This window comes from Thermobrachium celere DSM 8682, assembly GCF_000430995.1.
Classification (GTDB): Bacteria; Bacillota; Clostridia; order Clostridiales; family Caloramatoraceae; genus Thermobrachium; species Thermobrachium celere.
The window spans coordinates 1,397,367-1,410,006 of sequence record NZ_HF952018.1 but is presented as its reverse complement, the minus strand read 5'-3'; the positions used below and the strand labels follow the sequence as shown (position 1 = coordinate 1,410,006).

Annotated in this window: 13 protein-coding genes; all 13 read left to right on the top strand. The window is 33.2% G+C overall.

Annotated features, from left to right (window positions below; translation table 11 throughout):
• Position 1: 1 nt before the first annotated feature.
• The 13 genes from TCEL_RS07450 (at position 2) to nuoF (ending at position 12,630) form a co-directional block, all read left to right on the top strand.
• On the top strand, positions 2-1,774 hold the full coding sequence (locus tag TCEL_RS07450; RefSeq protein ID WP_018662757.1) for a V-type ATP synthase subunit A: 1,773 nt from the start codon (positions 2-4) through the stop codon (positions 1,772-1,774).
• Positions 1,767-3,149 carry a V-type ATP synthase subunit B gene (locus tag TCEL_RS07445; RefSeq protein WP_018662755.1) on the top strand — a complete coding sequence of 461 codons (1,383 nt, stop codon included), beginning with the start codon at positions 1,767-1,769 and terminating at the stop codon, positions 3,147-3,149. The genes TCEL_RS07450 and TCEL_RS07445 overlap by 8 nt, the downstream gene beginning before the upstream one ends.
• Positions 3,150-3,151: 2 nt before the next feature.
• Positions 3,152-3,787, top strand: coding sequence for a V-type ATP synthase subunit D (locus TCEL_RS07440; RefSeq protein WP_018662739.1), 636 nt, complete (start codon positions 3,152-3,154; stop codon positions 3,785-3,787).
• Positions 3,788-3,905: 118 nt separating this feature from the next.
• A complete protein-coding gene (locus TCEL_RS07435) occupies positions 3,906-4,739 on the top strand; it encodes a BglG family transcription antiterminator (protein WP_018662738.1) in 834 nt (277 codons plus the stop codon).
• Positions 4,740-4,845: 106 nt separating this feature from the next.
• Positions 4,846-5,331, top strand: a complete 486-nt coding sequence (locus TCEL_RS07430; RefSeq protein WP_018662737.1) for a PTS sugar transporter subunit IIA — start codon at positions 4,846-4,848, stop codon at positions 5,329-5,331.
• Between the two features lie 6 nt (positions 5,332-5,337).
• Complete coding sequence (locus TCEL_RS07425) at positions 5,338-5,613, top strand: HPr family phosphocarrier protein (RefSeq protein ID WP_242823440.1); 276 nt, start codon at positions 5,338-5,340, stop codon at positions 5,611-5,613.
• Positions 5,614-5,633: 20 nt separating this feature from the next.
• Positions 5,634-7,343: a phosphoenolpyruvate--protein phosphotransferase gene (gene ptsP, locus TCEL_RS07420; RefSeq protein ID WP_018662735.1), complete on the top strand. Its 1,710-nt coding sequence runs from the start codon at positions 5,634-5,636 to the stop codon at positions 7,341-7,343.
• A 172-nt stretch (positions 7,344-7,515) separates the two neighbouring features.
• Complete coding sequence (locus TCEL_RS07415) at positions 7,516-8,085, top strand: class I SAM-dependent methyltransferase (RefSeq protein WP_018662734.1); 570 nt, start codon at positions 7,516-7,518, stop codon at positions 8,083-8,085.
• A 5-nt stretch (positions 8,086-8,090) separates the two neighbouring features.
• The gene (locus TCEL_RS07410; RefSeq protein ID WP_018662732.1) at positions 8,091-8,771 is read left to right on the top strand and encodes a response regulator transcription factor; all 681 of its coding nucleotides are present in this window, start codon (positions 8,091-8,093) and stop codon (positions 8,769-8,771) included.
• Positions 8,768-9,832 (top strand): sensor histidine kinase, encoded by a 1,065-nt coding sequence (locus TCEL_RS07405; RefSeq protein ID WP_018662730.1) that lies wholly within the window; start codon positions 8,768-8,770, stop codon positions 9,830-9,832. Before TCEL_RS07410 ends, TCEL_RS07405 begins: the two co-directional genes overlap by 4 nt.
• A 140-nt stretch (positions 9,833-9,972) precedes the next feature.
• Positions 9,973-10,467 (top strand): NADH-quinone oxidoreductase subunit NuoE, encoded by a 495-nt coding sequence (gene nuoE, locus TCEL_RS07400; RefSeq protein WP_018662728.1) that lies wholly within the window; start codon positions 9,973-9,975, stop codon positions 10,465-10,467.
• Complete coding sequence (locus tag TCEL_RS07395) at positions 10,464-10,829, top strand: (2Fe-2S) ferredoxin domain-containing protein (protein ID WP_018662726.1); 366 nt, start codon at positions 10,464-10,466, stop codon at positions 10,827-10,829. Before nuoE ends, TCEL_RS07395 begins: the two co-directional genes overlap by 4 nt.
• 10 nt (positions 10,830-10,839) lie before the next feature.
• Positions 10,840-12,630: an NADH-quinone oxidoreductase subunit NuoF gene (gene nuoF, locus TCEL_RS07390; protein ID WP_018662724.1), complete on the top strand. Its 1,791-nt coding sequence runs from the start codon at positions 10,840-10,842 to the stop codon at positions 12,628-12,630.
• The last annotated feature ends 10 nt before the right edge of the window (positions 12,631-12,640 follow it).

Genomic DNA, 12,640 nt, shown 5'->3' with positions numbered 1-12,640 from the left:
CTTGAAGTACGGTAGAATTATTAAAGTTTCAGGACCTCTTGTAGTTGCAGAGGGAATGGAAAATGCAAAGATGTTTGACGTGGTTAAGGTTGGTCATAAAAGACTAGTTGGTGAAATAATTGAAATGAGAGGAGATAAGGCCTCAATACAGGTTTATGAAGAAACTTCAGGACTTGGTATAGGTGAGCCAGTTGAAACAACTGGAGAACCACTTTCAGTTGAACTAGGTCCAGGACTTATTGAATCTATGTTTGATGGTATTCAAAGACCTCTTGATGCTGTAATGAAGGTTGCAGGAGATTTTATTACAAGAGGAGTTGAAGTACCATCACTTGATAGAGAAAAGAAATGGAATTTTAAACCAACAAAAAAGGTTGGAGATTATGTTGTTGCTGGAGATATTATAGGAGTAGTTCAAGAAACAACAATTATTGAACACAGAATTATGGTTCCTTATGGTGTTGAAGGTGAGATAACAGAAATTTACGAAGGAGATTTTACAGTAGTAGATACTATTGCAAAGGTAAAAACACCAAAGGGTGAAATAAAGGATATTATGATGATGCAAAAATGGCCAGTTAGAAAGGGAAGACCATATAAGGGTAAAATCCCACCAGCTGAGCCAATGCTTACAGGACAAAGAATTATAGATACCTTCTTCCCAGTTGCTAAGGGTGGTACTGCTTGTATTCCAGGGCCATTTGGAAGTGGTAAGACAGTTGTTCAACATCAGCTTGCTAAATGGGCAGATGCAGAAGTTGTTGTTTATATAGGTTGTGGAGAACGTGGAAATGAGATGACAGACGTTCTAATGGAGTTCCCAGAACTTAAAGACCCAAAGACTGGGGAACCATTAATGAAGAGAACTGTGCTTATTGCTAATACATCAAATATGCCAGTTGCAGCGAGAGAAGCTTCAATTTATACTGGTATAACAATTGCTGAATATTTTAGAGATATGGGTTACTCAGTTGCTATAATGGCAGACTCAACTTCACGTTGGGCAGAGGCATTAAGAGAAATGTCAGGACGTCTTGAAGAAATGCCAGGTGAAGAAGGATATCCAGCATATCTTACTTCACGTGCTGCAGAGTTTTATGAAAGAGCAGGTAAAGTTTACTGTTTAGGAAGTGATGAGAGAATAGGTGCACTTACAGTTGTAGGTGCAGTATCACCTCCTGGTGGAGACCTTTCAGAACCAGTAACTCAAGCGACATTAAAGATAGTTAAAGTTTTCTGGGGTCTTGATTCAAACCTTGCATATAGAAGACACTTCCCAGCTATAAACTGGTTATTAAGCTATTCGCTTTACCTTGATAAAATATCAAATTACCTTGAAGAACAGGGATATAAAGGCTGGGGCCAAATGACTAAAGAAGCTATGAAGATACTTCAAGAAGAAGCAGAATTACAAGAAATTGTAAGATTAGTTGGTATTGATGCCCTATCTGAAAAGGATAGATTAACACTAGAGGCAGCTAGATCATTAAGAGAAGATTATCTACATCAAAATGCTTTCCATGAAGTTGACACATATGCTTCATTAACAAAACAACAAAAGATGTTAAAATTAATACTAGATTTCTATCATCTTGGACAAGAAGCATTAAAGCAGGGAGTTTACTTAAGTAAAATAACTTCTCTTCCTGTTCGTGAAAAGATAGCAAGAGCAAAATATATACCAGAAGCAGAAATGACAAAAATAGATGAAATATCCTCAGAACTTCATATGCAGATGGAAACACTCATGAAGGGAGGAGAAGTAAATGCTTAAGGAATATAGAACTATAAGAGAAGTTGCAGGTCCTCTTATGCTAGTAGACCAAGTAGAAGGGGCAGTATATGACGAACTTGTTGAAATAGAAACACAAACTGGTGAAATAAGACGTGGTAAGGTTCTTGAAATAAACGGTGATAAGGCTCTTGTACAATTATTTGAAAGTTCAGCAGGAATTAACTTAAAGGATAGTAAAGTTAGATTTTTAGGAAAGACACTTGAACTTGGTGTATCAATAGATATGCTTGGAAGAGTCTTTGATGGTCTAGGAAGACCAAAGGATGGAGGACCAAAGATAATTCCAGAGAAAAGACTTGATGTAAATGGTAACCCTCTAAACCCTGTTGCAAGAGACTATCCATCAGAGTTTATTCAAACAGGAATTTCAGCAATAGATGGACTTAATACTCTAGTTAGAGGACAAAAGCTTCCAATATTCTCAGGTTCAGGTCTTCCACATGCAAATTTAGCAGCACAAATTGCAAGACAGGCAAAGGTTTTAAGTGCAGAGAGCAAATTTGCAGTTGTGTTTGCTGCTATGGGTATTACATTTGAAGAAGCAGATTTCTTTATAACAGATTTTAAGAAGACAGGTGCAATTGATAGAGCAGTTCTGTTTATAAACCTAGCAAATGACCCTGCAATCGAGAGAATTGCAACTCCAAGAATGGCTCTAACTTGTGCAGAATATCTAGCTTATGAAAAGGGAATGCACGTACTTGTTATAATGACTGACATGACAAACTATTGTGAAGCATTAAGAGAAGTTTCAGCAGCAAGAAAGGAAGTTCCAGGAAGACGTGGATATCCAGGATATCTTTATACCGACCTTTCAACTTTATATGAAAGAGCAGGTAAAATAAGAGGAAAAGAAGGTTCAATAACACAAATTCCTATATTAACAATGCCAGAAGATGATAAGACTCACCCAATTCCAGACCTTACTGGATATATAACTGAAGGACAAATTATATTAAGTAGAGAGCTATATAGAAAGGGTGTTATGCCTCCAATAGATGTTTTACCATCCCTATCAAGATTGAAGGATAAGGGTATTGGTAAAGGCAAAACAAGAGAAGACCATGCAGATACAATGAACCAGCTCTTTGCTGCATATGCTCAAGGAAAACAAGCTAAAGAGCTTGCAGTAATTCTTGGTGAATCTGCACTTTCAGACATAGATAAGCTTTATGCAAAATTTGCAGATGAATTTGAAAAGAGATATGTATCACAAGGAGAATATGAAAACAGAAGTATAGAAGAAACCTTAAATATTGGTTGGGAGCTTCTATCAATTCTACCTAAGTCAGAACTTAAGAGAATTAGGGATGAGTACATCGAAAAGTACTTGCCCAAAAAAGGGGATGAATAGGTATGAGACTTAATGTAAACCCAACCAGAATGGAGCTTACGAAATTAAAAAAGCGTTTAGTTGTAGCAAAGAGAGGTCATAAGCTTTTAAAGGATAAACAAGATGAATTAATGAAAAAATTTATTGATTTAATTAAAAAGAACAATGAGCTTAGAATAAAGGTAGAAGAGGAACTGACAGAATCGCTTAAAGAATTTATGATGGCAAAGGCAGTTATGGGTTCTGAAATGCTAGAAGAAGCAATAATCATGCCTAGTGAGACTATAAGCCTTGAAATTTCAAAGAAGAATATAATGAGTGTAAATGTTCCAATTATGAAGTTTATAAGGGAAGGATCAGAGGGGGCAAGTATATACCCTTATGGTTATGCATTAACATCAGCAGAACTTGATGGAGCAATAAATAAGCTTTACAATATCCTTCCACAACTTCTTGAGCTTGCAGAAGTTGAAAAGGCATGTCAGCTTATGGCTGATGAAATTGAAAAAACAAGAAGAAGAGTTAATGCTCTTGAATATGTAATGATACCTCAACTTCAAGAAACTATAAAATATATAACAATGAAGCTTGAAGAGAATGAAAGAGGAAATTTAACAAGGCTTATGAAGGTAAAGTCAATGATGGAACAAAGAGGTTAATGGGAAGGGGATTGGAGTTAAACTCCGATCTCCTTCCTACAATTTTGTAAATAAAAAGGTATTGAATTTTTTCTTCTTTTTTAATAAAATATTAGTATCCTAATAAGGAGTAATGTGTATGGAAGGGTATGTAGTTACCAAAGTATTAAGCAATAACGTTGTTATTACTCAAAAAGATGATGAGATTTTTGTTTTAATTGGTAAAGGAATAGGGTTTGGGAAAAAGAAAGGGGACCCTATAACAGAAAAGGACATAATTGAACAGAAGTTTATTCAAATAAAAAGTGAGCATGCAGAAAATTACAACAGGCTACTTAATACAGTTAATGAAGAAATAGTTGCAGTATCAGAGGAAATTATTAAATTAGCAGTAGATAGATTAGGAAAAGAATTAAATTCACACATCCACATTGGACTGACAGATCACATAAACTTTGCTATTGCAAGATTAAAAGAGGGAATTAACATAGTAAATCCATTTGAGATGGAGATAAAAACAATGTACCCTACTGAATATGCAATAGCAGAAGAGGCTCTAGATTTAATAAAAAAGAGAATTGGTGTTGAACTTCCAGAAAGTGAAAAGAGTTTTATTGCTCTTCATATTTATTCAGCAAGGGTTAATCAGACAGTTGGAGAAACTTTAAGATATACACAAATAGTAAAAGAAGTGATAGAATTTATACAAAAGGAACTAAATATTAAAATTGACGAAAAGTCACTAGATTATATTAGGTTAATTTCTCACCTAAGGTATGCACTTTATAGAATTGAACATGATAAGCCAATAAAAAATATACTTTTATCATCAATTAAAAGACAACTTAAGGAAGAGTATAAGCTTTCTAAAAAGGTATGTGACTTAATTCAAAAGAAATTAGATAAAAAAGTACCTGATGATGAAATAGGGTACATTGCAATACATTTAAGCAGAATAAAGAGTAACGTATAGGCGTGTTACTGATTCGATCAGGCATGAGCCTAATAAGACTTTTATATGTCTTATTAGCTCATGCCTTTAATTTTTAATAATTTTTAGAAAATTAGGAGGTAAGAACATGTTTGGATTTTTCAAGAAAAAGAACAATGCAATAGAATTAAACGCACACATGGTAGGTACTGTTGTAGAACTTTCAAATGTTCCAGATGAAGTGTTTGCTTCAAAAATGCTTGGAGATGGACTAGCTATTGAGCCAACTGAAGGAGTTTTATATGCACCATGCGATGCAGAAGTTGTTCAAGTTTTCCCAACTAAGCATGCAGTAGGTTTAAAGACAAACGAAGGACTTGAAATTCTTCTTCACATAGGAATTGATACAGTTCAAATGCAAGGAGAAGGATTTGAAGCGTTTGTAAAAGAAGGAGATAAAGTTAAAAAGGGAGATAAGCTTGTTGCATTTGATTTAAATCTAGTAAAGGAAAAGGCTAAGTCAACAATAACTCCAATGCTTATAACTAATATGGACGTTGTAGAAGAGCTAAGTGTAAATAATGGAGAAGTTAATGCAAACAGTGTTGTTGCAAATGTAAAAATAAAAAAATAATAATAGATGGAGGTTATGAAGATGATGGAAAAGAAGATAGTTATTCAAAATGAAACAGGAATACATGCAAGACCAGCAGGAATAATAGTAAAAGAGGCTGCAAAGTTTAAGTCAGCTATAACAATTGAAAAGGCTGGAAAAGAATACAATGCAAAGAGCATAATGAGCCTTATGACAATGGCTGCAAAGAAGGGTGAAGAAATAGTAATAAAGGCAAATGGAGAAGATGAAGCTCAAGCAATAGAGGCTCTTACAAACCTTATACTAAACGGCCTTGAATAATTCTAAGGAGGAGAAGCTAAATGTTAAAGGGAATAGCTGCGTCATCAGGAGTAGCTATCGGCAAGGCACTTGTAATAGTAGATAAAGAAGTTGAGATCGAAAGAAGAACTATAGAAAATGTTGAAGCTGAAACTACAAAATTACAAAATGCTGTAGCTACTGCAAAGGAGCAACTTGAAAAAATAAAAGAAATAGCAAGAGAAAAAATAGGTGAAGATAAGGCACAAGTTTTTGAGGCACATCTTATGATGTTAGAAGACCCTGAATTTATTGGTGCAGTAGAGGCACAAATTAGTGCAGAATCAATTTGTGCAGAGTATGCACTAAAGCAAACTGCTGATATGTTTATTTCAATGTTTGAGTCAATGGATAATGAATACATGAGAGAAAGAGCAGCAGATATAAGAGACGTAAGCAAGAGAATAATAAATATACTAATGGGAATAGAAACTGCATCAATTGCAGAAATAGATAGAGAATGCATAATAGTTATAAATGACCTAACACCATCTGATACTGCACAAATGGATAAGGAAAAGGTATTAGGATTTGCTACAGATATAGGTGGTAGAACATCCCACTCAGCTATAATGGCAAGATCACTTGAAATACCAGCAGTAGTTGGATTATCAAATGTAACAACTACAGTTAAAACTGGTGATATGCTAATATTAGATGGTGATGAAGGCGTTGTTATAGTAAATCCAGATGAAGAAACTCTACAAAAGTATAGAGAAAAACAACAAAAACTAATAGAGTACAAGAAGGAACTATCAAAGCTTGTAAATGCTGAGTCAATAACAGTTGATGGAAGAAAGGTAGAACTTGCTGCAAATATAGGTACACCAAGCAACGTAGAAGGAGCACTTAAAAATGGTGCAGAGGGTGTAGGATTATTTAGAACAGAGTTCTTATATATGGATAAGGACAGCCTTCCAACAGAAGAAGAGCAATTTGAAGCCTACAAGGCAGTTCTAGAAGGAATGGAAGGAAGACCAGTTGTTATAAGAACATTAGATATTGGTGGAGACAAGAAGCTTCCATATCTAAAGATTGATGAAGAAATGAACCCATTCCTTGGATATAGAGCAATAAGACTATGTCTTGATAGAAAGGACATATTCAAGACTCAACTTAGAGCTCTATTTAGAGCATCAGTTTATGGAAACCTAAAGATAATGTTCCCTATGATATCAGGAATAGAGGAATTAAGACAGGCAAAGGCAGTAGTTGAAGAAGTTAAAAATGAACTTAAGGTAGAAGGAATTGCCTACAGTAATGATGTAGAGATAGGTATAATGATAGAGATACCATCTGCTGCAATAGTATCAGACATATTAGCAAAGGAAGTAGACTTCTTTAGTATAGGAACAAATGACCTAATTCAATATACAGTTGCAGTTGATAGAATGAATGAAAAGATATCATACCTATATGACCCATTCCATCCAGCAGTTTTAAGATTAATAAAGATGGTAATAGACAATGCACATAAAGAAGGAAAATGGGCTGGAATGTGTGGAGAAATGGCAGGAGATGAAAGAATAATTCCAGTTCTATTAGGATTTGGACTTGATGAGTTTAGTATGAGTGCCTCTTCAATACTAAAGGCAAGAAAGCTAATAACAAGTCTAAACTATGAAGAAGCAAAGAAGCTTGCAGATGAAGTTGTTATGTGTGCAACTTCTGAAGAGATAAAGAGCAAAATACAAAATTTTGTAAATAGATAATGTAAGAAACACCAATTGGTTGCGTTCCCCCTTCTATAAAACCAATTGGTGTTTTTTTATTATAATTCAAAGAATATACTTTTCAAACTTAAGAATTCTTAAGACTTTTTTTATTATATGCTTAAGGTTTATGTTCTATTATACCCTTAAATAATATGAAGGGGGTATAATAATGGAATATAAAGTTTTTATAAGCCAATTTATAAAAAATCCTAACTTTACTGGTGCAATATTACCAAGCTCTAAGAAACTATGTAAAAAGATGATGGAGGGAATAGATTTTAATAAAGCAGAGTGTATTGTAGAATATGGACCTGGAACAGGAGTATTTACAGAAGAATTGATAAAAAGAAGGAAAAAAGATACAATATTAATTGCAATAGAATACAATGAAGAATTTTATGATATTCTTGTTAATAAATTTAGTGGAGTTGATAACTTATTTATAATAAATGATTCAGCAGAAAATATAAAAGAATACCTAAAGGTATTAGAGATAAATAAAGTTGATTATATAGTATCAGGTTTACCTTTTACAAGTTTGCCAAGTGAGGTAGCAGAGAATATATTAAGAAATACCAAGGAAATTCTTTCAATACATGGAGTTTTTATTACGTTTCAATATACATTGTTAAAGTTAAAATTATTTAGGAGATATTTTAACCTAATTACTTTAAAAAGGACTTTTCTTAATGTTCCGCCTGCATATGTATTAATCTGTAATAATGGTAAAGAGGGATGATTGAGATGAGTGAAACAATTTTAATTGTAGATGATGAAAAGGAGATTAGAGATATTATAGAAATATATTTAAAAAATGAAGGGTATAAAGTTATACATGCTAATGATGGTATTGAAGCACTGAATATATTAAAAGAAACAACAGTGGATTTAGTAATTACAGATATAATGATGAAGGGATTAGATGGCATAAGTTTATGTAATGAAATAAGAAAAAACTATTATATGCCTATCATAATACTATCAGCAAAGGATGAGGAGAAGGATAAATTATTAGGATTATCATCTGGAGCAGAGGACTATATTACTAAACCCTTTAGCATTATGGAACTTGTGGCAAGAGTAAAATCACAACTTAGAAGATATAAAAGATATAATAATAAAAATGACGATAGGGTTATAGAAATAGGAGATTTAAAAATTAATTGTGATACAAGACAAGTGTTTGTAAAGGATAGAGAAGTAACATTAACATCAAAGGAGTTTGGTATATTAGAACTTCTTGCAAGAAATAGAGGAATAGTAATGAGTATACCTAAAATATATGAGACTGTGTGGGGAGAAGAATTTTTTAAAGCAGATAATACTGTTATGGTTCATATAACAAATTTAAGGCAAAAGATAGAAGAAGATCCAAAAAGACCAGTTTATATTAAAACAGTATGGGGAGTAGGGTATAAAATATGAAAAGAATTAAAAAGCTAATTAGTGGAATCACAGCAAAGTTAATATTTACAATAATAATAAGTTTAATGATTTCAATTATTTATATAATTTTAATAGGAAATATTTTGACAATGTATATAATTAAAAACGTAAATAATGTAGCACCTGTTATTTTTAATTTATTTGCTTTGATTATCATTTTGGGAAGCATAATATGTTTTATAATAACTTTTTATGTTTTAGTAAATAAAAGAGTTAAATATATTATGTATCTATCTCAAAGGGTTAAAAATATTGCTAATGGAAGCATAGGGGATACAATAGAAGTGATAGGTAATGATGAAATATCAGAACTAACTAAAAGCATAAATAATATGTCAAGAGAACTAAAAAGAATGTTTGATAAAGAAAGGCAGGAGGAAAAGATAAAAAATGATTTAATTGTTGGTTTAGCACATGATTTAAAGACACCTTTAACAACATTAATGGGGTATTTAGAGATATTACAAAATACAAATAACAATAAAGAAGGTGAAAATGAAAAGTATATAAATTTGGCCTACAATGCATCGCATAAAATTAAAAAAATAATAGATGATTTGTTTGAATTTGCAAAGCTAAATAGTGTAGATTTTAAATTAAAAAAACAAGAAGTAAACTTAGCTACATTAGTTATTCAAATAGCAGAGGAATATAAACCAATTTTTCAAAATAAAAATTTGTCATTAGAATATGAAATTGAAAGCTATGATATAAATGTAAATATAGATATTGAACAGTTTGTTAGGGTTATGGATAATCTAATTTCAAATGCATTAAAATATAGTGATATAGGTTCTTCAGTATATATAAAGTTATTCAATAAAGAAAAAGCTGAACTTTTAATAATAAATCAATCTAAAAATTTAGATTGTATAGATGTAGATCGTATATTTCAAAAGTTTTACAAAGGAGATACATCAAGAGGTGAAGGAAGTAGCGGTTTAGGGCTTGCTATAGCAAAGAGAATTATAGAGCTCCATGGTGGGCAATTAAAAGCCATAAAGGAAGACAATACATTAAAAATTATAATTGAAATTTAGATTTATAAATAAGCAAACAAAAGGGATTAAAAACCTTTTGTTTGCTTATTTTTATTTTAAAAATTTGTATTTACATAAATAATTTAGGAAAAAATAATTACTAGGTTTGTATATCTATACTTTGTGTAAGGAGGTATTTTATGGCAAAGTACGATGTTGATGCTGAAAAATTGAAACAGCTAGAGAGTTATATTGACTCAATAGAACAAAAGGAAGGAGCACTGATTGGAGTTCTTTATAAAGCCCAAGAGATATTTGGATACCTTCCTAAAGATGTACAGTTATTTATAGCAAGAAAGCTTAATATTCCTGCAGCTAAGGTTTATGGAGTGGCAACATTCTATTCTTATTTTACTATGGAACCTAGAGGAAAACATGTAATCAATGTATGTATGGGTACAGCGTGCTTCGTAAAGGGTGCGGATAAGGTATTAGAGGAGATAAAAAAACAGCTTAACATCACAGAGGGTAATATGTCTCCAGATGGAATGTTTACGGTTGATAGTTTAAGATGTGTTGGTGCTTGTGGACTTGCACCAGTTGTTATGGTAGATGGAAAGGTTTATGGAAGAGTTAAGGTAGAAGATGTCAAGTCTATATTAGATGAATATAGAGAAGGAGGTAGCACTCAATGATTAAGTCTTTAGAGGAACTAAAGCAGATAAGAGAAAAATATAAAGATACTCTTCAAAATAGAGAAACTAATGAGGATAAAGTAAAAATATTAGTTGGTATGGCTACATGTGGTATAGCAGCAGGTGCTAGAAATACAATCAATGCAATAGTTGAAGAAATAAGAAATGAACATATAGATAATGCAGTTGTGGTTCAAACAGGCTGTATGGGTTTTTGCTATGCAGAGCCAACAGTTGAGGTGAGAATGCCAAATAAAGAGCCTGTGCTATATGGCAAGGTTGATAGTGAAAAAGCAAAGGAAATTGTAAAAAGGCATGTTAAAAATGGAGAAGTAATAAAAGAATGGGTTTTAAGAGGATAGGAGGGATAATATGCCAATAAGAATGGAACTTTTGGTTTGTGGTGGAACTGGCTGTCAAGCCTCCAACAGCAATAGGGTTCTTGATGTTTTAAAAGAGGAAATTAAAAAGGCAAATCTGCAGTCAGAAGTTAATGTTCTCATGACTGGATGCTTTGGTTTTTGTGAAAAGGGACCTATTGTTAAGGTAATGCCCGACAACGTTTTTTATGTTGAAGTAGATGAGGATGCTGCAAGAAAGATAGTTGCAGAACATGTGGTAAAAGGTAGAGTTTATCAAGAAAAACTATATGTTGAACCAGATACCCATGAAAAACTTTCAGAACAGAGTAAAATACCTTTTTATAAGAAACAGCTAAGAATTGCACTAAGAAATTGTGGAAAGATTGATCCAGAAAACATTAATGAATATATAGCAGCTGATGGATATATGGCACTTGGAAAAGTACTGACAGAAATGACTCCAGAGGAGGTAATTGATGTTGTAAAGAGGAGTGGCCTAAGGGGTCGTGGAGGTGGAGGATTCCCAACAGGTGTAAAATGGGAGGCAACAAGAAAATCTAAATCAGATATTAAATATGTAATATGTAATGCTGATGAAGGTGACCCCGGAGCTTTTATGGACAGAAGTATTCTTGAGGGTGATCCTCATTCTGTTTTGGAGGGAATGGCAATTGCAGCCTATGCAATTGGTGCACAGTTTGGATATATATATGTAAGGGCAGAATATCCTCTTGCAATCCATAGACTTAGAATTGCAATAAATCAAGCAAGGGAGTTAGGACTTTTAGGTAAGAACATATTTGGAACAGATTTTTCCTTTGATGTAGAAATAAAAATAGGTGCTGGTGCTTTTATATGTGGTGAGGAAACTGCACTAATAAATTCAATTGAGGGTGGACGTGGAGAGCCAACTGTAAAGCCACCATATCCTGCACAGGTTGGACTTTGGAAAAAACCAACAAATATTAACAATGTAGAGACCTTTGCTAATATTGCTCCTATTATATTAAATGGAGCAGATTGGTTTGCTTCTATTGGAACAGAAAAGAGTAAGGGAACTAAAGTATTTGCACTTGCTGGAAAAGTAAATAATGTTGGACTAGTTGAGGTTCCAATGGGAATTACCTTAAGAGAGATAATATATGATTTAGGTGGAGGAATAAAGGGAGGTAAAAAGTTTAAGGCAGTTCAAACAGGTGGACCTTCAGGTGGATGTATACCAGCAGAACATCTAGATACTCCAATAGACTATGATAACTTAACAGCACTAGGTTCAATGATGGGCTCAGGTGGAATGATTGTTATGGATGAAGATGACTGTATGGTAAACATAGCAAAATTCTACCTTGAGTTTAGCTGTGATGAATCATGCGGAAGATGTACTGCATGTAGAATAGGTAATAAGAGATTGCTAGAAATACTAAATAAGATTACAGAGGGTAAGGGTGAAATGGAAGACTTAGAGATGTTAAAGGAACTTGCAGAGACTGTTAGAGATTCATCACTCTGTGGACTTGGTCAAACTTCGCCTAACCCTGTTTTGTCAACAATGAAATTCTTCTATGATGAATATCTAGCACATGTTAGAGATAAAGAGTGTCCTGCAGGAGTATGTAAAGAACTTCTAAAGTATTACATAATTCCAGAAAAATGCGTAGGATGTACTGCTTGTGCTAGAGTGTGCCCTGTTAATGTAATTCATGGAGAGCCAAAGAAGGTTCATGTTATAGACAGAGATGGATGTATAAAATGTGGCCAGTGCTACAACACTTGTAGATTTGGAGCTATCACAAGAAAGTAAGTTGGGAGGG